Below are 23,070 nucleotides of genomic sequence, written 5' to 3' on the forward strand. Positions count from 1 at the left end.
CTCAGAATTTATTAATCAATTTACCAGGCATAAGCTTCAGGAGCTTGATTACCCGGTCCAGGCCATATTTCATCGAGCTTTTTGAGTGTGTCTTGGTCAAGTTTTAAATTCAATGCGTTGTAATTATCTTCAAGTTGTTCAACGGTTCTCTGTCCAATTATGGGCGAAGTTACTGCTGGATTTGACATAACCCATGCTAAAGCAACGTCGGCTGGTCTTTGTCCAATATCTTTACACAATTTTTCATAAGCTTCCAATTGAGAGCGTAATTTTTCGACCGATTTACGCAGTGGCTCTCTGGTTCTTCTTCCCTCTTTAGCATTTTCGAGTACGCCACATAGAATTCCTCCGCCCAAAGGGCTCCATGGTATTAAACCGATGCCAAATGCCTTGCAGGCAGGAATTACTTCTAACTCGATATGTCTATTGCGTAAACTGTAGATGCTCTGTTCTGAAATAATACCCAGGAAATTTCTTTCCTTTGCTTTATAAAACGCTTCGGTTAAATTCCAGGCTGCAAAATTTGAACTGCCTAAATAAATAATTTTTCCTTCTCTCACCAATTGTTCCATTGCCTGATAGATTTCGTCCCACGGAGTATTTCTGTCAATGTGGTGCATCTGATATAAATCAATGTGGTCAGTTTTGAGCCTTCTTAAACTATCCTCGCAGGCTTTTTTAATATGATAGGCAGAGAGACCCGAATCATTAGGACCGTCTCCCATTTTTCCATATACTTTAGTTGCAAGTACAATTTTATCGCGTCTCGAAGGTTCTTCAGAAAGCCATTTACCGATCAATTGCTCGGTATAACCAGTACCTTTATCCCACCCATAAACATTCGCAGTATCAATAAAATTTATACCCAACTCAAGAGCACGGTTCATTATTCTAAAACTATCTTCATCGCTTGTATAAGGTCCGAAATTCATAGTACCAAGACATAATCTGCTTACTTTTAGACCCGACCTGCCTAAGTGAGTATATTCCATAATTCCTCCGTTCTATAACCATTAAGCTCTTTCTAATTTACTAAAGATTTTCTTTTTAGCACAAAAAAATTTATTTTCTTATAAACTTTTTAAGGAAAATAAGATGGGCTCTTTCTCCTGTCAATATATCGATAGTGAAAAAGGTTATTGCCTCAGAATAAAACAAGACTGCATACCGGGTAGACCAGGATGTGTGTTGAAAGGGAAATATGTATTCGCAATACCAATCGAAGAAAGGTTACCCAAAAATAAAGAGAAAAAAGACGATAAAAATAAAAAATCCGGGAAATAATCTGTTATTACTGATTTTTACTTTTTGTTTGTAAAAATCAAAAAACTTGACCAATGAAACGATTTGTCCTCAACTCCCCAAAATATTAGCAGAAATATATGTTCTTGAATATATAAAAAACTACATTTTATATAGCAAGTTGAAAATAAAATCAGATCAGATTATATTCCGAAAAATTGAGGAAGACATAATTTATATAAAGAGACACAGCAACATTGAAAACAACAAACATGCTCCGTAAAATTACTGACAAAATATCGCAACATAGTTTTTCCTGCAGCAGCGAATCCGTTTTTATGACAATAAAAATCTATATGACCTAAGTAAGGAATGGGAAAAATATTATTTGAATTTGTAGACGATACTAATTTGTTCTGGATTGAGGCAAATGCTACATTGACTGATGAATTTTTCGATTATTTACAATTACAATAAAGAGGTAATCATGGATGAATTCAGCGAATTAAATATCGAAGAAACACCACAACCAGTAAATCTATTCAAACTTAATTTCGAAAAGATGATCCGTGATATGCGCTTTGTGGGTATCTTTTTAATCATTTACGGAACATTAACATGCCTTTCGATAATCGGCGCAATAATTGGGATACCGATCATTATAATCGGATTGCGAATTCGCGAATCTGCAGAACAATTCGAAATTTATAAATTGACTAATCAAAGTGCAGCTTTGCGTCTGGGCTTCGAATTACAGGGTAAATATTTTCGTCTTGCTAAGATTATTATCATCGTTTCATTAATATTTACCATTATCTGGTTCGTCATTATTTTCGGATTTCTAATATCGAGTTTTCACACTCTCTATCAACTGGATAAGATGGAATATAACTCGATTAGCCTGTTTGGTAGGCTGTAAAACTCTAATAAATTACCTATATTTAGATAGCATATCTTTAATAACGAAACAATATGAATAAAAACTATAAGGTTGCTTTTCTTTTGACATATATTACAATCGGGTATAATATACTCGAAGGACTAATATCGGTTATCTGGGGTATTGAAGATGAAACTCTCTCGTTACTTGGATTTGGAATCGACTCATTTGTCGAAGTAATGTCGGGTATCGGTTTGCTGCATATGCTAATTCGAATAAAAAACAATAACGGTCAGACAAGCGATAGGTTTGAAAGAACGGCTCTCAGAATTACAGGAGTGGGATTTTATATTCTTTCGGCAGGTCTGATTGTCGGCTCTTTAATAAATGTTTTCTCAAGCCATAAGCCAGATACAACGGTTGTAGGAATTATTATTTCTGTGATTTCTATTTTTACAATGTCAACATTAATTTATTATAAAATGAAAATAGGCAAGGCGCTCCAGTCGGATGCAATAATTGCAGATGCAAAATGTACTAAAACCTGTCTTTATTTATCCATAATACTGCTGGCAGCAAGTGCCGGCTACGAATTAACGGGCATAGGCGGAATCGATTCGATTGGCGCTGCTGCGATTGCCTGGTTTTCGTATAGAGAAGGGAAAGAAGCTTTTGAAAAAGCAAGGGGCAATTTAATTTGTTCTTGTGAACATTGATAACGAGTAAAAATTAGAATAAATAATTACACTAATGTTTAGTCTTCAATGAAAAAGAATCTACTTATAATAGTGTTCTCGGTTCTCTTTTTATTAAAATGCGACGGCGGAATTGAACCAGAACCGGTTAAACCAGAAGGTCCTACCGGCTTCAAAGGCACGATTACATTCACCGGCATCTGGCCTGAAGGTGTAAAAAGGACCCATCTGGTTGTATTTAAGAAGCCTATTGAAAAAACAGAAGATTTTTTCCCGCCTAATCTCAGCTTCGTTTCCGATTCGATACCGTATGGCAGTTCTGTATTCAATTACAGTTCAATAGAAAATAATTTTTTGCCAATACTTCAACTGGGCGAAGGCACATATTCGTATGTTGTTGTGGCTCAGTCGAAAACTGAAACAATCTCATTCGAAAGAAAGGATTGGTACGTGGTTGGAGTTTACTGCAACAACAACAATCAATCGAGTCCAAAAGAACTAAAATTACGTGCCGGTGAAATTACAGAAGGAGTAAACATAAACGTTGACTTTAACAATCCGCCTCCTCAGCCTCCATATTAAAGGAGATAAAACATGTACAGATTTTTTTTATTTATTTTTCTTTTAGGAAATTTATCGCTTGCCCAGAAGGGAAAAATAACAGGCAGAATTGTTGAAGAAGATTCACAACCAATTATAGGCGCTAACATAATTATAAGTGGAACATCTTACGGAGCAGCAACTGACGAAAAAGGAAGGTATGAAATCAGAGGCATTCCCTATGGCCACTATACGATAGAAGTCTCCTGCGTCGGATATCAAAAAGTCAGCAAAAAAATTACTATTAACAAAGAACTAACTGAAATTAATTTTATTTTACAGGAATCAGCCGTTGAAACTGAACAAATATTGATAACCGCCTCAAAGTTCGAGCAAAAGAAAGAAGATTTATCGGTAAGTGCATTTGTAATTAAACCCGATTTAATATCTCACAAGAATTATCTGGCTTTCGATGAATTACTTAGAGATATTCCCGGCATACAAGTAAATCTTGAGCAGGTTAGTATCCGTGGTTCGAGTGGCTACAGTAAAGGAGTTGGTGCAAGAGTACTTGTGGCAATTAATGGAATACCATTTTACAGTGGTGATAACGGAGATATTGTCTGGGAAATGATTCCAATTTCTGATATTGAACGCGTAGAGGTCATTAAAGGTCCGGCAAGTTCACTCTATGGCACATCGGCTATTGGAGGCGTTATTAATATAATTACCAAAGATGTTGCACAAATTCCAGTGACTTACATCAAATCTTATGCAGGTTTTTATGATAATCCTTCTTACGATATTTGGAAATGGAATAATAACCTGCGTACTTTCTACGGCACAGAGATATCTCATTCATCGTCGGTAGCAGGAGTTGGATATACAGTATCCATAAAGAAGTTCGACAACATGAGTTATCGCCAAAATGATTTTCGGAAAAATTATCTCGGATATTTTAAAGTAAACAAGACAATCGACACAAATCAATCGATACTTTTATTTGGCAATTATTTATACATGGACAGAGGTAATTTTTTATACTGGAAAGACTCTCGCAATGCGTTAGTACCGAAAGACGAAGATAACGGCAACACGGTAAAATCGAACCGCTTTTTCAGCGGATTGGTATATAACAACAGGCTAACGGAAAATTTGAATTCAACATTCAAATTGAGTTATTATTATACACGATTCGACGGCTACGGTATCGAAGTAACAACATCAACAGCCAATCTTTATAGAACCGAAGCCATTTTTAATTATTCGAACAAAGGTAATTTTAATTACACTGGCGGAATCGAAATATCCGGGGCGACAGTAAAATCGAATATTTTTTCAGACACACGATTCGGAGGAGGGGCACTTTATTTTCAAACGGAATACCGAGGTATTAAAAATTTAATTGCCACTTTAGGGCTCCGTTACGACTACATTAAACTCGATACAATAAAAGGAAAAAATGCCATAACACCTCGTATTGGATTTAATTACAAAATAACGAGCAATCTAATTTTAAGATCATCTATAGGCACAGGTTTCAGAGCACCAACACCTGCCGAAGTGTTTACAACGGCAGGGATTGCAGGAGGCATAGACGTCGAGCAAAATCCGGATTTGAAATCGGAAACAAGCTTTTCTTTCGAAAGTGGTCTCATTTATAACCCGACAGACTATTTTTATATCGATATGGCTTTTTATCAGACCAATTACAATAACTTTATAGAGCCGAATCTTACAAAAACAGGCGATATAAAATTTATAAACCTAACTAAGGCAAGAATACAGGGTACAGAAATATTGTGCAACTGGACGCCCATTCCTTCATTATTAAACTTAACCGTCGCATACAATTATATGTGGGCAAGAGATATCGAAAAGAACCGACCAATGAAATATCGCCCGCGCAACACTGTTAATTTACATATTGGTCTTACCAAGCAGCCGTTTGAGTTGAGTGCCGATTTCAGGTACTCAAGCAAAGTAGAAGAAATAGACCTCGAGCTGACCGAACCACCATTAGCTCTTATAAAAGACGGTTATAAACGAGTCCCTGTTTATGTAGTTGATTTAGCAGGTGGGGTTAATTTTATTTTTAGTAATATAGCTGCTTCATTAAAATTGAGTGTTAAAAACTTACTCAATTATAATTACGTCGAGTTTATCGGGAATTTAGCACCCATTCGTAATTATTCGATCAGCGCAGAGGTCTATTTCTAATTTTCAGTGCCTGCCGTGATGGCAAACATTATCTTCTCTTTCTATTAATTGACCCGCCAGATATTTTTCAACTGCACTGTCGGCATTTTCTTCGTCAGTCATAAAAGGTTTTATGCCGTTAGCCTCGAGGTCTTCCACCAATCTCCAGCCGCCCGATGTAAAAATTAAAACATCTACTCCTTTCAGCGCTTCTATCAGTCTTTCGTGTCCGTACCTATGACTCTCGCCGTGATGATGCTCGCCCCTGCCTTGACGACCGTGATTAGTAAAAGTGTTCTCGAGATACTGTTTGCCGAGAATTTTCCCTTCAGAGCATTCGTAAATGATAAAACCGTTTACACGTCCGATATGTCCGGACACATGCAAATTGTCGTCTGATGCAACTGCTATTTTCATTTTATTCCTCCTTTAATTTGTTAAAATAATCCTGTTTAATTCTGAGCGCCTTACCGTTGATAATTGCATCTGCAATTTTTCTCCTTGCAGATTTAAGAATTCGACCAAAAGTAGGTCGGGATATTTCCATCTTCTCAGCTCCAGTCTCGTGGTCGTAACCATTATAGTCAGCCCAGTAGATTGCCTCGACCTCGTCTTCAGCCAGTACATTTTCTAATAATTCATACATTGGAATTCCACGCGGTTTGAAATAATATGCTGTCGGATAACACTTTATTCTTCTATTTTTTTTAGGTCTGGGCATACAATAATTATGAGCATATGTTCATAACAAAATTATAAAATACTACTATAATAATCCAGCAAATTATTTGGTGTTTGTTAATCGTGGTTGACGAAATTACGTCAGGATAATAATTTAAGGATTGATATCTTCTTCATGCCTTCTGATGACTTCAACAGTAAAATTTGCAGCCATTCCGGCGAGTGCGCCAACGGCAGCCAATACTGGTGCGAAGAAAGCTCCAAGCACTGCAACAGTTACAGGTATTTCGATATACGTATTCCCTTTTTCATCTTTTATTATTATTCGCCTTACGTTCCCTTCTTTGATTAACTCTTCTATCTTAGCAAGAAGCTCCTTTCCCTTTACTTTGAATTGATTAATCATAATTCTCCCGAAATTTTAATAAATCAGACGCATACAATAAGCCAGAAGTTCTGTTTATTTTAAACCAAGTTCTTTACACATACGATAAAAGTTGGAAGGTGCCAATCCGAGCTTTTCTGCTGCAGCAGAATCCGAACTTGAGATGCTCCTTACATACTTGAAATACCGTATTCTGAATCTCCTTTCCACTTCTTTCAAAGGCAGCACCTGTCCTTCGTATAAATCTTCAAAGCCCGATTCTTCTTTCGACACGATATTATTGCCAAGTATCATTGGATTGCTAACATCCTTAGCAGTGATGCGGTCGGGACAGTTCAGCACCAATCTTTGTACTACATTTCTCAATTCTCTAACATTGCCAGGCCACTTGTAATTCAACAAGATTTCCTTAGCGCTTTCTTCCACCACCGGCCTGGTAAATCCGAGGTCCTGACTGAAGTAGTCGAGAAAATGTTCAAACAACAAAATGATATCATTACCGCGCTGACGCAAAGGGACTATTTCAAGCGGCACAACATTTAGTCGATAATATAAATCTTCCCTGAAGCGATTATTGTTAACTTCGTGAGCAAGATTTTTATTCGTAGCTGCGATTATTCTAACATTAACCGATATTTTTCCAGTTCTGCCAATCTTTTCAATCTCTCCCTCCTGCAACACTCTCAATAATTTTACCTGAGCCGTTGGAGAAAGTTCACCCACTTCATCGAGGAAAAGAGTTCCATTATTAGCAACTTCGAACAATCCAGGTTTTTCTCTGTTTGCACCTGTAAACGAACCTTTTTCGAAACCGAACAATTCGCTTTCTAACAAGTCACTCGGAATGCTTCCACAGTTAATCGGTACAAAATTCTCGTATTTCCTTTTGCTTCTCAGGTGAATATTCCATGCAACCAATTCTTTGCCTGTGCCCGACGGACCGTTGATCAATATATTTACATCACTTTTGGCATACTTTTCAATGTTTTCTTTCAATTGAAGCATCGGTTTCGATTCGCCGATTATTTTTTTTGCTTCCAGTAAATTTTCTATACTCTTCTTAAGTCTTCTGTCGGATTTCAATTTTTGTTTTTCGAGTTTCTTTTTTTCGTATGCGTTGAAAATACTTAGAATAAAATCTGTAGGTTGATAAATGTATTCTTCGATGTTACCCGGATATTTTGTACAATACCAGAAAGCTCCAGCCTGAAGTAACTTATTGGCAAAGTCATAATTGGTAATGTTAATTGTCATTTTTGTTACTACGATAATCTGAATGAGTGGGTCGTAGCTCTTCATTTTTGAAATCAGCTCCTCCCCTTTCAAGCCACCCGATATTTGATAGTCCATAATAACAACGTCGTATTTATCAGGATTATCCCTGATTAAAGACAGGGCAGCCATACCATTTGAAACAGTGTCAAGCAATCTTATTCTGGAGTTGTAGTAGTCGAGCGTATTTTTTACTCTTCTTACATCAAATTCTTCGTCTTCAACAAGTAAAATGTTAATCATATCTTGTTTCTGCATACGATATCTTCCTTAATTTTTTATTTTAATAGTGAATCGGCAACCGCCTTCTTTTATATTTTCAACGTCGAGTTCCCATCCACATTTTTCAACCGCCATCTGATATGCAATATAGCAACCATAACCCGAATTAGTAGCTTCAAGTTTTTTGGTGGAAATATTTTCAAGAAATATCTTTTTAACACCTTTTGAATCGACTTCTAATAATTCGCTTTTTATTCCAACGCCATCGTCTTCAATAGTTATAATCGTTTGGCCTTTATCCTTATCACGTTTTGTTTTTATTTTAATTTTTACCGAATCTTTTTGACTGTGGTCAATACTGTTATGTATCAAAGGTTCAAGAATTTCCCATACCACAAATTCATTAACATTAACCGGAGGAATATCGTCGTCAAGCAATAATTCAAAACTGAACATGTCGTTGCGACTTGAGATTCTAAGGAAAATATTCTCCACTATGAATTTTATTACTTCGTTAATGTTAGTATGGAACATCGGGTTAATAATTGTATTGATTTCCTGGTCGTACCATTTCATGTCATATATAATTCTCGAAATGAAATTCGAATATGTCAGCACTCTCTTTTTCAATTCATCGATTCCTTCGCTGTTCATCTTGCGGACATCTTCCTTGATAAAACCAATTATCTTTTCGGCTTTATGATGAGTATGGTAAATTCTTTTTGTAAAGAGCGACTCCTTTTCGAGTCGGATTTGTTTTTTGATATTTTCTTCGTGCTCCTGGAAAAACTTTTTCTGAGCTTCGTTCCTTTCTTTTACTGCCTGTGAAGAAATGTAAAAGATAATCACAAGTCCAAGAAAAATTAAGGACGTATAGATTACAGCAACTTTATCGAAATTCGAAGTTACTTCATTTGTAAGAAACGTAAAGTCAGGTGTAATCTTCATATACATTACACCGAGATATTCGCCGTCGGGTACGAAGGGCACAAGTATTTTAAAGGTTTTATTATTTTCCAGAATCGAATAAATGGTTTCCGAAGCCCTTATTTCATCTCTATAATCGAGAAATAGTTTTACCGCTTCGGAATGACTGTTAACGCCCGTTTCGTAGGGTGCGAGTTTGTTCGTAAGGAATGCGTAGAGTTTTTGTCCACTGTCAATAACATATATGCGATGGTTCTTTAGAAGAATCAGACTTATATCTTCCACACTTTTCTGGATTAACTGCTGTTTGAAGATTACGTTAAACGAGTAAGTGATTTTCCTCTGGTCGTACTCGGACATTGGTTTTTCCATAAAGAGATTTTCATAAAGCAATTCCATACTAGTCGTAGTAATAATAGCCAGCCGTTCGGTGGAATATTTTTGATACCAGTCCTGAGTTTCATTTAAGAAATCGCTAAGCGATGATTTTTGAACAAAAGCCATTACGAGCTGAAAAATAATAAGTACGAACAGGAACGCCGAGATATGCCTGATTTCGAATCGATATTTAGTAAACTTATTTTTTAATTTTTGTCGTACCATAAATTTAAGTCATCGCTCCTGTAAAATATTTTTCTCAAGTTGAATTGCATTGGTAGCTTTGATGAGCGCTTCTTTAACGGAGATACGATTTTTTAAAGCCTCGTCGATATAGTACGACATAATTTTAGAAAATCTCGTATAGTCAGGATGTGCTGGTCGATGTTTTGCCGTTTTGAGATATTCTTTGATTTTCGGTATTTCAGGATATTTACTCAAATACGACGGATCTTCATAAAATCTTTTAATTACAGGATAATGCCCACTTAATTTATAAAAAATTTCCTGGGCTTCGTCGCTCAGCAAAAATTTCAGGAAATCGATTGTCTCTTTCTTCTTCGTAGAAAATTTAGAAACCATCAAATCCCATCCACCTACGATCGATGTAGGCACGCCGCCCTTAAAATACGGTATCCACATTTTTTTGAGTCTCGATTGCTTCTCTTTATCGTAAGCTTCATTAATAAAGTCCATATCGTAAGTGGGCCAGCCGTGAATTACAAAACCGTCATTATTAATAAAGTATTCGTAACTTGATATCTCGGTAAACTTAGTGACATCGGGCGGTGTCGCATTATATTTATAAATCAGGTCGACCATAAATTGCAAAGCCTTTTCGGCTTCAGGTCTATCGAGGTTAAAACCATATTGTTGAAAGTAATTTGGATTCTGGCTTAAAAGGAATTCCATAAAATTACAAATCATACCTTCGTAATCGGCGGCGGGGAAAATATAAAACGGTTTATCACCTTTATATTGGCTTCTGTAGTCAAGGAATTCTTCCCAGGTAATATTTGTACTATCGAACTTGTTTATCATTTCTTTACCATTGGGGAGCGTTTCGACCAGATCTTCCCGATAATAGCAGATACTGTTCACAAGAACTAACGGGACAGCAACAAGTTCGCCGTTGTAATAACACGATTCGACTGCCAGAGGCAGCAGTCGCTTTTTTTCTTCTTCGGTCAGATATTTGTCGAGTGATTCTCCCCATTTTGCAAATCTTTGCACCCAGATAATATCAACGGCAAAGAGATCAATCCCGTCGCCAGTGCCTCGTAACGAACGAGCCAGCACTTCCTTTCTTTCATTCGTACTAAAATCAAAATTGGGAAAGTCGATTGGTACAATGCGTACTTTCCCTTTATTCCTCTCGTTATAAATTTCAATTAATTTTTCATGAGCGGCAGTAATTCTGTCGGCAAAATAAATTTCGATTACCTCATCGCCTGCACGCCGATTAACATAATAGTTAATCGCATAATAAGCGAAGACCGAGACAATCAGTATACCAAGCGCCCATTTAAATTTAGTATTCATAAGTTATCTGTTCTGCTTGCATTCGTAAAATAATATTCGCAGCACTTTTATTCATCGCATTATTTTTTCTCTTGCATTACTGCTTTATAAAAGTTACCGCTGTCGGTGAGTTCATATGTGTCCCACGACTTGAACATTTTCGGATGCCATTCCGGATCAAATACCCACCAGACCCAGCTAATGCCTCTGGATTCAAGATAATTAATAATTGCCTCACCATATTCGCCGTTTGAATTAATGGATTCATTATCCATTGTAAAACCAATTTCAGTTGCAATAATTGGATATTTCTGAGCGGCAAAACCAAAATTTTCTTCCCATTTCGGTTCCCACGGTTTCGTGCGCTTATGAGGATATGGGTGCGTTACGTATCCGATATTTTCAGCTTCAACTGGTTCAATTAATAAAGGAGTAAGGTCATAAGCCCAATCGAATCCAGCTACCAATGGAATCGTTTCGTTATCATAAGCTCTGATCAACGTAATCATTTTTTCATTGAGTTCTTTCCATTCTGCCCACGACATCGTTCCGAGCTGATTAAAAAAGAGAGTCGGTTCGTTGAACAATTCATAAAAAGCCACCGTATTATTACCACTGTATCTTCGTGCAATAGTTCGCCAGAATTCGAACGTTTCTTTTTTAGTTGTCTCGTACATGGGATCCTGAAACAACTCCATACCGAGATTTCCTATTGTATGCCAATCAATAATAACATACATTCCCAATTCTGTGCACCAATCGATGGCCTGATCGAGCAGCTTCAAATAATTTTCGGCTCCTCGTTCCCGCCAGGCAACTGGATGAACTGGAATACGGATAATCATTGTACCAAGTTCTTTAACTTTTTCGAAATGCCTTTTATTCCAGTGTCCTTGTTTTTCAATTTTATCGGGATCGGAAATTGAAACACCTCTGAATAAAATTGTATCACCAGTTTCATCTACAAAACGATTGCCTGCTACTTTAATCAGAGGGAGTTTTTTCTTGTTGGGGGTTTCGAATGTTTCTCTTAAATATGTATCGTGCCACCAGGCATGATACTCGGTTTTTTGTGCATTTGTAAAATTGATTCGACCGATTAATAGAAACAACGCAATTAACTTAATAATACTTCTCATTTTTATTCCCATCTCTTAATCCCAGTTGTCTGTTCTAAATGAAGAAGCAGGCAGTCCCGCTTTGTTGAAAAGAGTGGCTTCGGAAATATTATCCCAGCAATAACGCACCGCCACAGGATTTTCAATACTTTCAGAGAAGACAATTAATTTATCATCCTTAATTTCTACTCTGGCTTTTTTAAATACTTTGTCGTTACCTGCAATAAGGAAATTGTTCTCACCGTTGATTTCTTTAATAATCAAGCCGCCGTCAGTATGATCGAACGACAGAATTATTTTATTACCTTCCCTTTGCATCGATTTAAAGATTGGACCTGAAAAATCGATTTTCTTGCCGTAATTTTTCGCCAGCGCCCATCTTGCAAGTCGTTCGCCTACCTCTTTTTTGTTTGCTGGATGAATATTATTCGGATTGCCAATGTCGAGTGTAACGGCCATCCCTGTATTGGGTACCGAAAGACTCATTAATTGAGCTTCCCTTAACTTCTGGGATTCAGCGTTGGGACCATAGTTGTATGGAGCAATTTGAACATAGTAAAATGGGAAATCGCCCAAACCCCATTCTTCTCTCCAATTTTTAATCATCAATGGGAAGAGTGTTTTATACAATTCGGGATTTCCAACATTTGATTCTCCCTGGTACCAGATGGCGCCTTTTATTCCGTATGGTATCAACGGGGCAATCATTCCATTAAAAAGTAAAGTGGGCGTATAAGATGAATATTCAATGGACAATTTCGGGCGACTATTGTATTCTGCATTCTTTACGTCAAACAAATATAATTTTCCGCTGTAATATTCGGCAACCGGCAGATATTTCCACGCACCTGTGAGAGAAATTGATTCTTGTGAGTCAAGCGGATGAATTTTCATTTTCTCAGAGGATCCCCAAATTCCTCCACCGCCCTGAGTATCGATAACGCGTACGGCAATTGAAAGATTTTTACCTTTAACCAAATCTGCAGGTACTTTGTAAATTCGGTCTGTCTGCCAGTAGCCGCCTTCTTCGTAACCTCCCAATTTAACTCCGTTAACATAAGTCACATCCATGTCGTCTATCGGTCCGAGTTCAAGTACAAGTTCTTTATTAATCCATTCTGCTTTAATTGTCACGTTTTTTCTGAACCAAACGACACCGTCAAAATTACCTATTTCAGTCGATTCCCATTTAACAGGTAAATCCATAGTTTTCCAACTCGAATCGTCAAAGTCAGGTTTAGAACATTCGGAATCGTTTAGGTCAAGACCTTTCCAGGGAGTTGGCGATTTAATTGAATTAATATCAATAGTCGGTTTTTCTGAAAGCCATGCTCTAAGGTGATCAATTTCTTTCCGTGCATCTTTTAGCTTTTCAACAATGTCTTTGTATTCATCGACAGAGGAAATATATTTAGCTCCTGTCCATGCTTCCACTGGAGTTCCTCCCCAGCTCGAATGAATTAATCCAATGGGTATTTTCAATTCGTCGTACAATTTTTTTCCGAAGAAGTAAGCCGTTGCGCTGAATTTAGCCGCAGTTTCAGGATTCGATTCCTCCCAGTGTCCGATACAATCGTATTCCGGATTTTCCGAAAGTGCTCTGCTGACGGTAAAGAATCTAATATTTTTATTCGTTGCACTGGCAATTACTTCCTTGCTGTTTGAAACAGTATCGCTCGGAGGCCAACCTTCCAGCGGCATTTCCATATTCGACTGCCCCGAACAGAGCCATACTTCTCCTACCATTACGTTTTTAAATTCTACATTGGATTTTCCGTCTGTCACCTTTAATACAAAAGGTCCTCCAGCTGAAGGTGTTTTAATGTAAGCTATCCACTTTCCATTCTCGCCTGCTTTTGTAATTGCCGATTCATTCCAGGAAGCCTTGATAGTAACTTCAGCCCCCGGTTTGCTCATACCCCATATTGCAACTTTTGAATTCTGTTGCAATACCATATTGTCCGAAAAAATAGAAGGCAAGTTTAATTCTTTTTCATTTCCAGCTAAGGCTAAAGAAGCCATCAAAAAAAACATTAAGATTCTCATTAATATCCCCCTTATTTAATAGAAGTTGTAAAAATCAGTCCATTATATTATATCTTTTAATAGCAAAAACTACGCCTGGAGAAATAATTTTTTTAATGTCAAAATTAAGTGATGACTTTCTCTTTTTTTATCAATTTGATAAAAATATATCATTATTGTAAAAACAAATATAATTTTTGCGTCAATAACAAACGAAAAAAATAGCATAATATTTGCACTACAAAATTATCAATCAATTAAGCGTTAAAGTGAATAATATATGGGTATCATGGCCGATATGCTAAATGAATTCGAAAATAATTTAATCTACAAATGGTATCCTCTGGTTATCGATAAAGAATACGGGGGCTACTTCACAAATCTTGCATACGACCTCAGTTTAATGCCCGAGCAGGAGAAGATGATTGTAACACAATCGCGTCATGTGTGGACGACATCCAAAGTGGCAAAATTTTTAAATAGTAGCATGTTGTACGAAGCGGCACTACACGGACTGGATTTCCTTAAAAATAAAATGTGGGATTTGCAGTATGGGGGTTTTTATCAGATCCGAAGTCGAGATGGAAATTTATCCGATGTAGAAGGTTGGTTCGATGAAAAGCGAACATACGGCAATGCTTTTGCAATCTATGGTTTATCGGCTTTATATGAATTGACTAAGAATAACGACGCACTCGAACTTGCAATTGACACATTCAACTGGCTGGAAGAACACGCCCATGACCCTCTTCATAAAGGTTACTTTCAATTTTTGAGACGTGACGGAAAAACCATAGAAAGAAATGATTCATACAGAACAAAAGCAACAGATGCTGTCGAAGTAGGTTTTAAGGATCAGAATTCTTCGATCCACTTGCTGGAAGCCTTTACCGAACTCTATGGTATATGGCCAAATGAAAAATTACGCGAACGTCTGGAAGAACTATTAATTCTTATAAGAGATAAGATCACACATCCAAAAGGTTATCTACAATTATTTTTCGAACGCGACTGGACACCTGTTTCTTTCAGACATGCACAACCTGAAATACGTGAGGCAAATTATCGATTGGACCATGTATCATTCGGTCACGATTACGAAACTGCTTTTTTGATGCTCGAAGCTTCATATAAACTCGGTATAAAAAACGACATCGAAACATTAACAATCGCAAAAAGAATGCTTGACCACGCAATTGATAATGGTTGGGACAATTCGAGTGCTGGATTTTTCGACGAAGGTTATTACTATTCAGAAGACGGCGAGTGCAGCATAATTAAAGATACAAAAAATTGGTGGGCTCAGGCCGAAGCGCTGAATGCACTTTTACTCTTTTCAAAAATTTTCCCGAACGAAAAGCGTTACTATAAACTTTTTCTTCAAGAATGGGAATATGTTAAAAGATACCTGATAGATCATCAACACGGCGACTGGTACTGGGGCAGTCTGGAAAAAGAACCACATTATAAGACCGCTCCAAAAGGGACGATCTGGAAAGCCACTTATCATAATGGCAGGGCACTGATGAACTGCATCCTTATGCTTTCCGACGAAGATTCTGACATCTATCAAAGAAATCCAAATTTCAGGAAGTTAAAATTGGAATTCGACCTTTTCATAGACCACTGGCAAAAAGTTGCCGTGCAAACTGTGGAAAAATAAAAAAGCCATGCTAAACTGAGAAATTAATTTTAGCATGGCTTTAGGAGGCGTCGTAGCTAAGAATCAGAGTTTAAGCTTTTTCATTATCTCCAGATTTTTATTTATCAATTGATATCTCTGCTTTACGCATTCTGCGCTTCTTAAGCCGTCTTCAGGAGTGTTAAGAACATAATCGAGCAGCCTATCGACGGTTGAACGAGCAACATGCATACGTGTATCTGAGGAAGCATAATAAATCAATACATCGCCGTTGTCTTTTTTAACCCAGCCGTTACTGAAAACAACGTTAGAAACATCTCCCACTCTTTCTTCTCCTTCGGGAGCAATAAAGTATCCACCTGGCCGTGCTATTACCTTCGATGGGTCATTTAAATCGGTAAGGAATAGATAAAGTACATATCTGAGACCCGCAGCTGTATTTCGAACGCCGTGAGCTAAGTGTAGCCAACCCTTCTCGGTTTTAATTGGGGCAGGCCCCAAACCATTCTTAACTTCTTTGATTGTATGATAAACCCTTTCGTCGATAATTTTTTCTTCTTCTATAACAGGATTTTCAATTGATTCCGTCAAGCCCCACCCGATACCGCCACCTGTGCCTGTGGTAATAAAACCATCTTGAGGTCGAGTATAAAAGGCATATTTCCCGTTTACAAATTCGGGATGTAGCACTACATTCCGTTGTTGCGGGGATTTTGATTTTAAATCCGGTAGTCTTTCCCAATTAACGAGATCCTTCGTTCTGGCAATTCCCGCCTGAGCAACTGCAGCTGAAGTATCAGTTTCCGGGGCTTGTGGATCTTTTCTTTCAGTACAAAAAATTCCGTAAATCCATCCATCTTCATGCTTAACCAAACGCATATCGTATATATTTGTATCGGGATTTTCAGTTTCTGGCATTTTAACCGGATAATCCCAGAATTTAAAATTATCGATACCATTCGGTGATTCTGCAATTGCAATAAACGATTTTCTGTCGACACCTTCGACTCTAACGGCTAAAATTATTTTCCCGTTGTATTCCATTGCCCCTGCATTAAAGGTGGCATTTATTCCCATTCTCTCCATTAAATACGGATTGGTTTCATAATTTAGATCGTATCTCCAGAACAAGGGAGTATGTTCTGCGGTAAGAATTGGATATTTGTAACGGTTAAAAACGCCGTTTGTACTGGGAAGTTGTCTGTTTTTTCTTTTAATTAATCTCTCATGTTCTTCGAACAACTCTTTCAATCTCTTATTAAATGCACTTTTAGTCATTTTATCTCCTCGTTATTGTTTCTTTTTTGTTCGAGTTCAATTTCAATTTTTTTCATAAAATCTTCGGACAATGGATAGAAGAAAATAAACAATGCAGCGAGAAGTGCGCCCAAACCCGCAAAAACACTGATTATAAGACGTATACCCAGTAAAGATTGCGGAGTCTGATCGACATTAGCCTGGAATCCAAAGAAAGCCAGTAGCCATCCTGTTAAAGCGCCACCAAGTGTCCAGCCAAATTTTTGTGACATTGAAGATGACGAAAAAATCAATCCGGTTGCGCGCCTACCATTTTTCCATTCCGAATAATCAGCGATGTCTGCATACATCGACCAGATTAAAGGTAGCACAATGCCCGCGCTAATACCAATAAATATATTGAGCACAAAAATCGAGATCAATTGCTCTGGCTTTAGAAAAAAGAGGAGAAAACTGAATCCCGCAGAAAGGAGAGTTGCAACAATAAATGTTTTTTTCTTACCGATTATTGACGAAACAGGCTTTGCCAATACAACACCAACAATATTAGTAGCAAGCCAGAGAGTCATGTATACAGAAGCAAGTTCAGCCTGGTTAAAATTGTATTGCGAACCGAATAATTCTACTTTTTGGTCCTTGATAAAATATTTAAAGTAATAAAGAATTGAACCGTCACGGAGCGAATTAAAGATTAGAATCGATACACCCGAAGCCAGCATAATAAACCATGGACCATTCTTCAATATATCTTTCAAATCATCTTTAAGAGATGAATTCTTAATCGTTGTGGACTTAAGGCGCTCCTTTGTGCCTGCAAATGTGAGCAGGAAGAAAATTGCAGCAAGTATTGCATAAATACTTACCGCCAATTGATAACCCTGTGCTGGATTTGCCACTCCTCCAAAATATTCCACAAGATATGAAGCAGTTGCTGTTACAAGAATGCCACCCGAAAATGCTCCCACGAATCTGAAGGAAGCAAGTGAAGTTCTTTCCAATGGATTATTGGTCATTACTCCCATCAGCGAGGAATACGGAACGTTAACAGCAGTGTATACCATCATCATTAACGTGTAAGTAACGTATGCATAGATTAATTTACCAGAAGGACTAAAATCCGGGGTACTGAAAGTAATTATACCGAGAATTGCAAAAGGGACAGCACCGAATAAAAGATAAGGACGAAATTTGCCCCAACGGGTTTCTGTACGATCGCATATCATACCCATCATCGGGTCGTTAATTGCATCCCATATTCTCGTAACAAGAAACATTGTTCCCACAGCTGCAGCAGAGATTCCAAAAATATCTGTATAGAAAAAAAGCAGGAACATCGAAAAGAGTTTCCAGAACATCGAAGATGCAAAATCCCCACAGCCATATGCTACCTTTTCGATCAATCTTAGTTTAATACCATCGGTGTTATTCATATTTCTCCAGCATTATCATTCAATTTTCGATGCCATTTCTCTATACATTTTTTCCGATTCCTCACCACAAATTTCATCGAGTTTATTCCACCATGTAAATTTGAGTATTAATGACGTTATAGCAGTAATGCAGAGAGTAATCGCAAAGTATAGATATTCATGGATTACAAGATAAATGGGCGCAGCAAGCAGAGTTGTTTGCCAGATAATACCTATTACAACGTTGAACATATCTCTTTTGAAACCGAAATTTGGATTGAATTCCGGAAAGCGAGCTTTAACTTTTTCATGAATTGGTTTCCATAATCCCCATGGGCGAACCGTTATATAAAATTTCATCAATACATTATCGGGCTCTGGTTCACTCAAGTAACTACCAAGTATAGAGCCGAGAATTGAAATGGCGAGTACATAAGGAAATGCATTGAGTGTCGGCAACGAAGGGAAAAGCAGAGGCATAATTAAAGCAGCCGCTATACCGATAACCATTCCCCAGAAGTATCCATAACCATTCATCCTCCACCAATACCATTTCAAAACATTTGCCGCTGTGTAACCACCCCAAAGTCCATTTACAATCCAGAGTGTTACTTGATTAACCGATTGCGCCATGATGCCGAAAATAAAGCCTAGTATAACAAAAAAGATAGAGACAGCTATACTCATGTGGACATATTTTTTCGGATGTGCGTTTGGATTAATAAATTTCTTATAAATATCGTTGACAACATAAGCAGGAGCTGCATTGATTGTGGCTGCGTATGTTGACATAAAAGCAGCAAGAAGACCTGCCAGTAAAACGCCTACCAGTCCAACCGGAATCAGTTTCCTTAAAGCCAGTGGCAATATCATTTCGAAATCGACGTTTGGCCCCATTGCATTTAATTCTGGCATCAGAAAAGCGAGAGCCAGCACAGTAAGACCCGCTATCATCATATATCGGGGGAAAAAGAGAACGAGCGAAACCAGCCAGCTCATTTTCGAAGCTTCTTTAGGATTCCTGGTAGCTAAAATTCTCTGCATATCATAATTAGGCGCTGGACCAGCTGCACTTACAAGTATACCCTTAAATAATACCATCATCATAAAAATCATAAATAATTCGTAACCGTCTTCAGTAATTTTGGCATTAACCGATTCCATTATTCCCGACCAGTTTAAATTCAAATGCCATCCGAAAAAAAGTTCTTTCCAACCTTCTGGTACAACGGCATTTAGCGCTCCAGGCGCAACGGCATTCATTGCAACAATACCCACTGCAATTGAAGCTACGGTCATTACAAGAAATTGAAGCACTTCCGTTGCAACCACGCTCACCATCCCCCCTTTGACAGCGTAGATAGCTGTAATACTCATTAAAATTATTGCATACATATCGGGCGACAGATCCCACGGTAAAAATATTTTAGCAAACTTTCCAATTCCTTTAAAGTCATAAGCTATAAATCCCACAACGCTAACAAGCGCAAAACAAACAACAATAATGTGTGCAAGGCGGGCGCCTTTGCCGTTTCCAAATCTGGTCTCGATCCACTGCGCTCCAGTCATAACATTTGACCTTCTCAACCAGATCGACAGATAAGCAAAGAGAAACACTTGATTGAATATTGGCCAGAGCCACGGAATCCAAACGCTTTTCATCCCGTAGACGAACAATAAATAGACAAGCCACATGGTGCCGGTTATGTCGAACATTCCCGAGGCGTTTGAGATACCAAGCATCCACCAGGGCAATTGATTGCTGCCAAGGAAATACGAATCGATATCTTTTATCGATCTTTTTGATACTAGTATCCCAATGGCAAGCACTACAGCAAAATAGAGTATTATGATTACCAAGTCGATGATATGTATCTGCATAATTTTCCTGTAAATTTATTTTCAATATTTTTCATTACAGTCCAGAATTCCTTCGCTCCTAATTTTTTATCATTTGTTACATAACTGGATAAGTCAATACAGCTTTTAGTAATTCAATCTTTTGTTTCTGATTGACTTGCTTAATAATTTCTTCGTTAATTGGCTTTGAATACAAATCCGGTAAATCTCTTTCAAGCAAGACTTTTTCGGTTAGTGTAAACTTTACAAAATCATCTTCGCCCGGATGACCTTTATAAGGAACATAGTAATGTTTTTCATTTGCATTCCGCCATACCATCAGATATGCGATTTTAACGGAATCTCCCCCAATGGTTTTATAGAGACGACCAGTCCACCAATTAAAATCGACAATTCCTTCCAGGCCGGTTTCTGTAAATGCAGCAATTTTGTTTTTCCGTTTTGCAATGGAAGTGACAATAGCCAGTTTCTTTTGAATCCACTGAATACCGTCGCCATCGGGCATAAAGTCATAATAGTCGTCAAATCCAAGAATATCTACATAATTGTCGCCAGGATAACGTTCCAGATATTCTTCTTCTGAATAAAAATTTCTATCCGGAGAGTATGCATAAAGAATATTTCTCAATCCCCTTTTATCTCTGAGGTACTCAACAGTAGTTTTCCACAATTTTTTAAATTCATCGGGAGTACAGAAATTTTTTCCCCACCAGAACCAGCTGCCGTCGAATTCATGAAATGGACGAAAGATAATTGGAATTGGCTTGCCCGCTGTATCTTTCAGAGTTGCAACGAAATCGGCAATCTGATCGAGCATCCTTAAATACTTTAAATAATATCCTCCTCCTGGCAATATTTTGGGAACAGCGATAGTAGTATCATAAAACGATTTGTCGGTTACGGGATTAGGTGCATGCCAGCAGAATGTATTTACTCCTCCCCTCGAATAAGCTTTGCGTACAAGCCTCGTTATATTTCTGTTTTCATTTTTAATGTTAGGCTCCCATATCAATTCTCCGAAGTCCCATCCGTATAGACCGGGATAGGAGCCGGTTATATCTTTAACGTCTGATCTTCCTTCTTTACCGTACCAGCCAATACCATAAGCTGTTGCGTCATGATGACCAAAAATTGTGTTTGTATTAGATAGCATTTTCAAATTATAATAAAGCATTGCTGTCTCTTTTGTTGCACTTGTATCGACGAGTTTTATTTCATTCCTTTTAAGAAATTCGACAGTATTGAATTCCATCATGCATGCATTTATTGTTATTACAATTATCGACAATAGACTGAGTTTACGTATCATAAAAGGTTACTTTAATTGCGTACAAGGAGTTTCATTTTTCGGATACGATTCATATCCGCAGCATGTTTCGAAATTATTTCAAGAGTCGATCCATCCGAAATAAAAACAGAATTAAGACCTTGCGGTTCTTGTGGGGGATCACCTGTAAACGGATCCCCTTTTTTCCAGATATAGTCATCGTTGTTGCGTTTTCCTTCGCCGCCCCAAGCCCAGAAATTGGTTCCAGCAATTGGAGCTCCTGCCTTAGCACTGTCTGCTACCAACTCGAATATTTTCAAAAAATATCTGTCCCTTGCTGTTACTGGTGAACCAGGCCTATACTCTTCGTAGTCTCTGGGTATTCCGAATTCTTCAAGTGTAATTGGTTTATTGAGTCGTCTCGCAAGTAACATGTGTGCATTAAAATAGTCGATTGCTTTTTTTTCTGTTGATGGATAGGTTTCTTCGATTTTTTTAGCATCAAACCATCCCCAATTTTTTGCCCAGAGATGGAATGTGGCATAGTCAATATTTGGACTTTTATGGGCATTTATAAAAATCGTATCAGAATCGAGACATCCGCCGAGACCTTCGTTGCCTGTTGTAATAAGATGATTGGGATCAATCGAGCGGATAAAGGCTGCCGTTTCATCGATCCATTTATAAAAATTTTTTGCATTTCGAAAACCCTCTTCGCCCCAGCCTGGTCTTGGTTCGTTTGCTAATTGCCAGGCCATTATTGTTGGATCCTCATAATAATAATCACCTGTATATTTATTCTTCCTTGTTACTATATGCACAATGAAATTTCGGTAATATTCATTTGCTCTTTCGTTCGTATAAAACTTCGCTGAATAGTTCATAAATTTAGTCCAGCCCTGTTCTGGATTATGCGGATCAACATAATTCGAATCACCCGACCATTTATTATAGACGGCAAAACCCCCCGACCATTCCCAGTAATTGCTCAAAAAAATTACGGCGAACATTTTCCTTTTACGCATTTCGTAAAGCAGAAAGTCGAGCCCGTCAAGCAAATCTTCATTAAATTTACCCGGCTCTTCCTGAATAGATGGATCGAGCGAAGCTTGAATGTACGACTTTTCGGATGCCGCCAGTATCCTTAAATTTGTAATTCCGAGTTCTTTTAGATAGTCGAGTTCACGCTTTAAGCGTTCTCTGTCGCCGTCTCGACCTTCACGTCCCAGATAACATCCGTACCAGAAGTTCGTCCCGACAAAATAATACGGCTCGCCCTTGTATTCAAAATGAGTATCGACGACTCGAACATATTCAGTTTTAGTTAATAGAGAAGTGCTGCATGCCGAAAAAATTAATAACGAAATAAAGAACAACGCATATTTTTTCATTAATATTCGAACTCCGTTTTGAGAACATAACCACCAAAGTAAGTGTACAGAAATTATGCCACTTAATAAATCAGATATCCGTGTGTTAATCGCTCCTTTTAATACTAATTATTTATAAGGATAATAAAATTTTATCAAAATGATAAATGCTACAATTAA

General features: G+C 37.7%; 20 protein-coding genes. 6 read left to right on the forward strand and 14 right to left on the reverse strand.

What is annotated here, in order from left to right; all coding sequences use genetic code 11:
- Positions 1-20 precede the first annotated feature (20 nt).
- Entirely contained in the window at positions 21-992 is a 972-nt protein-coding gene (locus tag ACSSV9_RS00670; RefSeq protein WP_437345308.1) for an aldo/keto reductase, read from the reverse strand.
- A gap of 103 nt (positions 993-1,095) precedes the next feature.
- Between ACSSV9_RS00670 and ACSSV9_RS00675 the strand changes: the two genes are divergently transcribed.
- The 5 genes from ACSSV9_RS00675 (at position 1,096) to ACSSV9_RS00695 (ending at position 5,577) form a co-directional block, all read left to right on the forward strand.
- Complete coding sequence (locus tag ACSSV9_RS00675; protein WP_437345309.1) at positions 1,096-1,284, forward strand: hypothetical protein; 189 nt, start codon at positions 1,096-1,098, stop codon at positions 1,282-1,284.
- 445 nt (positions 1,285-1,729) lie between these two features.
- Positions 1,730-2,161 (forward strand): DUF5362 family protein, encoded by a 432-nt coding sequence (locus ACSSV9_RS00680; protein ID WP_437345310.1) that lies wholly within the window; start codon positions 1,730-1,732, stop codon positions 2,159-2,161.
- A 53-nt stretch (positions 2,162-2,214) separates the two neighbouring features.
- Complete coding sequence (locus ACSSV9_RS00685; protein WP_437345311.1) at positions 2,215-2,838, forward strand: cation diffusion facilitator family transporter; 624 nt, start codon at positions 2,215-2,217, stop codon at positions 2,836-2,838.
- Positions 2,839-2,886: 48 nt separating this feature from the next.
- Positions 2,887-3,399 (forward strand): hypothetical protein, encoded by a 513-nt coding sequence (locus ACSSV9_RS00690; protein WP_437345312.1) that lies wholly within the window; start codon positions 2,887-2,889, stop codon positions 3,397-3,399.
- 12 nt (positions 3,400-3,411) lie between these two features.
- Positions 3,412-5,577 carry a TonB-dependent receptor gene (locus ACSSV9_RS00695; RefSeq protein WP_437345313.1) on the forward strand — a complete coding sequence of 722 codons (2,166 nt, stop codon included), beginning with the start codon at positions 3,412-3,414 and terminating at the stop codon, positions 5,575-5,577.
- A 3-nt stretch (positions 5,578-5,580) separates the two neighbouring features.
- On the opposite strand, the gene ACSSV9_RS00700 is transcribed toward ACSSV9_RS00695, so the two are convergent.
- The 8 genes from ACSSV9_RS00700 to ACSSV9_RS00735 all read right to left on the reverse strand — a co-directional run bounded on the left by ACSSV9_RS00700 (position 5,581) and on the right by ACSSV9_RS00735 (position 14,106).
- Positions 5,581-5,973: a NifB/NifX family molybdenum-iron cluster-binding protein gene (locus ACSSV9_RS00700; RefSeq protein ID WP_437345314.1), complete on the reverse strand. Its 393-nt coding sequence runs from the start codon at positions 5,971-5,973 to the stop codon at positions 5,581-5,583.
- A gap of 1 nt (position 5,974) precedes the next feature.
- Entirely contained in the window at positions 5,975-6,277 is a 303-nt protein-coding gene (locus tag ACSSV9_RS00705) for a DUF134 domain-containing protein (protein ID WP_437345315.1), read from the reverse strand.
- 114 nt (positions 6,278-6,391) lie between these two features.
- Complete coding sequence (locus ACSSV9_RS00710; RefSeq protein ID WP_437345316.1) at positions 6,392-6,643, reverse strand: DUF4342 domain-containing protein; 252 nt, start codon at positions 6,641-6,643, stop codon at positions 6,392-6,394.
- 54 nt (positions 6,644-6,697) lie between these two features.
- Positions 6,698-8,152, reverse strand: coding sequence for a sigma-54-dependent transcriptional regulator (locus tag ACSSV9_RS00715; RefSeq protein ID WP_437345317.1), 1,455 nt, complete (start codon positions 8,150-8,152; stop codon positions 6,698-6,700).
- 12 nt (positions 8,153-8,164) lie between these two features.
- Entirely contained in the window at positions 8,165-9,646 is a 1,482-nt protein-coding gene (locus tag ACSSV9_RS00720; RefSeq protein WP_437345318.1) for a sensor histidine kinase, read from the reverse strand.
- A gap of 9 nt (positions 9,647-9,655) precedes the next feature.
- Positions 9,656-10,963, reverse strand: a complete 1,308-nt coding sequence (locus ACSSV9_RS00725) for an extracellular solute-binding protein (RefSeq protein WP_437345319.1) — start codon at positions 10,961-10,963, stop codon at positions 9,656-9,658.
- A 59-nt stretch (positions 10,964-11,022) separates the two neighbouring features.
- On the reverse strand, positions 11,023-12,081 hold the full coding sequence (locus ACSSV9_RS00730; RefSeq protein WP_437345320.1) for a glycoside hydrolase family 5 protein: 1,059 nt from the start codon (positions 12,079-12,081) through the stop codon (positions 11,023-11,025).
- Positions 12,082-12,096: 15 nt separating this feature from the next.
- Positions 12,097-14,106 carry a sialate O-acetylesterase gene (locus ACSSV9_RS00735; RefSeq protein ID WP_437345321.1) on the reverse strand — a complete coding sequence of 670 codons (2,010 nt, stop codon included), beginning with the start codon at positions 14,104-14,106 and terminating at the stop codon, positions 12,097-12,099.
- 259 nt (positions 14,107-14,365) lie between these two features.
- Between ACSSV9_RS00735 and ACSSV9_RS00740 the strand changes: the two genes are divergently transcribed.
- The gene (locus tag ACSSV9_RS00740) at positions 14,366-15,748 is read left to right on the forward strand and encodes an AGE family epimerase/isomerase (RefSeq protein WP_437345322.1); all 1,383 of its coding nucleotides are present in this window, start codon (positions 14,366-14,368) and stop codon (positions 15,746-15,748) included.
- Positions 15,749-15,811: 63 nt separating this feature from the next.
- On the opposite strand, the gene ACSSV9_RS00745 is transcribed toward ACSSV9_RS00740, so the two are convergent.
- From ACSSV9_RS00745 to ACSSV9_RS00765, 5 genes are all read right to left on the reverse strand, one after another.
- Complete coding sequence (locus ACSSV9_RS00745; RefSeq protein ID WP_437345323.1) at positions 15,812-17,005, reverse strand: glycoside hydrolase family 130 protein; 1,194 nt, start codon at positions 17,003-17,005, stop codon at positions 15,812-15,814.
- Entirely contained in the window at positions 17,002-18,414 is a 1,413-nt protein-coding gene (locus tag ACSSV9_RS00750; RefSeq protein WP_437345324.1) for an MFS transporter, read from the reverse strand. The genes ACSSV9_RS00745 and ACSSV9_RS00750 overlap by 4 nt, the downstream gene beginning before the upstream one ends.
- Positions 18,415-18,429: 15 nt before the next feature.
- Complete coding sequence (locus ACSSV9_RS00755; protein WP_437345325.1) at positions 18,430-20,274, reverse strand: sodium:solute symporter family protein; 1,845 nt, start codon at positions 20,272-20,274, stop codon at positions 18,430-18,432.
- A gap of 76 nt (positions 20,275-20,350) precedes the next feature.
- On the reverse strand, positions 20,351-21,562 hold the full coding sequence (locus ACSSV9_RS00760) for a glycoside hydrolase family 26 protein (protein ID WP_437345326.1): 1,212 nt from the start codon (positions 21,560-21,562) through the stop codon (positions 20,351-20,353).
- An 11-nt stretch (positions 21,563-21,573) separates the two neighbouring features.
- Positions 21,574-22,911, reverse strand: coding sequence for a glycoside hydrolase 5 family protein (locus ACSSV9_RS00765; protein ID WP_437345327.1), 1,338 nt, complete (start codon positions 22,909-22,911; stop codon positions 21,574-21,576).
- Positions 22,912-23,070 lie beyond the last annotated feature (159 nt).

Origin of the sequence: Melioribacter sulfuriphilus (assembly GCF_051488685.1) — a bacterium.
Lineage (GTDB): Bacteria > Bacteroidota > Ignavibacteria > Ignavibacteriales > Melioribacteraceae > Melioribacter.

What these genes read in the sequence shown, in the direction of transcription:
- ACSSV9_RS00670 (WP_437345308.1), bottom strand. Translation starts at nt 992, where the DNA reads ATGGAATATACTCACTTAGGCAGGTCGGGTCTAAAAGTAAGCAGATTA.
- ACSSV9_RS00675 (WP_437345309.1), top strand. Translation starts at nt 1,096, where the DNA reads ATGGGCTCTTTCTCCTGTCAATATATCGATAGTGAAAAAGGTTATTGC.
- ACSSV9_RS00680 (WP_437345310.1), top strand. Translation starts at nt 1,730, where the DNA reads ATGGATGAATTCAGCGAATTAAATATCGAAGAAACACCACAACCAGTA.
- ACSSV9_RS00685 (WP_437345311.1), top strand. Translation starts at nt 2,215, where the DNA reads ATGAATAAAAACTATAAGGTTGCTTTTCTTTTGACATATATTACAATC.
- ACSSV9_RS00690 (WP_437345312.1), top strand. Translation starts at nt 2,887, where the DNA reads ATGAAAAAGAATCTACTTATAATAGTGTTCTCGGTTCTCTTTTTATTA.
- ACSSV9_RS00695 (WP_437345313.1), top strand. Translation starts at nt 3,412, where the DNA reads ATGTACAGATTTTTTTTATTTATTTTTCTTTTAGGAAATTTATCGCTT.
- ACSSV9_RS00700 (WP_437345314.1), bottom strand. Translation starts at nt 5,973, where the DNA reads ATGAAAATAGCAGTTGCATCAGACGACAATTTGCATGTGTCCGGACAT.
- ACSSV9_RS00705 (WP_437345315.1), bottom strand. Translation starts at nt 6,277, where the DNA reads ATGCCCAGACCTAAAAAAAATAGAAGAATAAAGTGTTATCCGACAGCA.
- ACSSV9_RS00710 (WP_437345316.1), bottom strand. Translation starts at nt 6,643, where the DNA reads ATGATTAATCAATTCAAAGTAAAGGGAAAGGAGCTTCTTGCTAAGATA.
- ACSSV9_RS00715 (WP_437345317.1), bottom strand. Translation starts at nt 8,152, where the DNA reads ATGCAGAAACAAGATATGATTAACATTTTACTTGTTGAAGACGAAGAA.
- ACSSV9_RS00720 (WP_437345318.1), bottom strand. Translation starts at nt 9,646, where the DNA reads ATGGTACGACAAAAATTAAAAAATAAGTTTACTAAATATCGATTCGAA.
- ACSSV9_RS00725 (WP_437345319.1), bottom strand. Translation starts at nt 10,963, where the DNA reads ATGAATACTAAATTTAAATGGGCGCTTGGTATACTGATTGTCTCGGTC.
- ACSSV9_RS00730 (WP_437345320.1), bottom strand. Translation starts at nt 12,081, where the DNA reads ATGAGAAGTATTATTAAGTTAATTGCGTTGTTTCTATTAATCGGTCGA.
- ACSSV9_RS00735 (WP_437345321.1), bottom strand. Translation starts at nt 14,106, where the DNA reads ATGAGAATCTTAATGTTTTTTTTGATGGCTTCTTTAGCCTTAGCTGGA.
- ACSSV9_RS00740 (WP_437345322.1), top strand. Translation starts at nt 14,366, where the DNA reads ATGGGTATCATGGCCGATATGCTAAATGAATTCGAAAATAATTTAATC.
- ACSSV9_RS00745 (WP_437345323.1), bottom strand. Translation starts at nt 17,005, where the DNA reads ATGACTAAAAGTGCATTTAATAAGAGATTGAAAGAGTTGTTCGAAGAA.
- ACSSV9_RS00750 (WP_437345324.1), bottom strand. Translation starts at nt 18,414, where the DNA reads ATGAATAACACCGATGGTATTAAACTAAGATTGATCGAAAAGGTAGCA.
- ACSSV9_RS00755 (WP_437345325.1), bottom strand. Translation starts at nt 20,274, where the DNA reads ATGCAGATACATATCATCGACTTGGTAATCATAATACTCTATTTTGCT.
- ACSSV9_RS00760 (WP_437345326.1), bottom strand. Translation starts at nt 21,562, where the DNA reads ATGATACGTAAACTCAGTCTATTGTCGATAATTGTAATAACAATAAAT.
- ACSSV9_RS00765 (WP_437345327.1), bottom strand. Translation starts at nt 22,911, where the DNA reads ATGAAAAAATATGCGTTGTTCTTTATTTCGTTATTAATTTTTTCGGCA.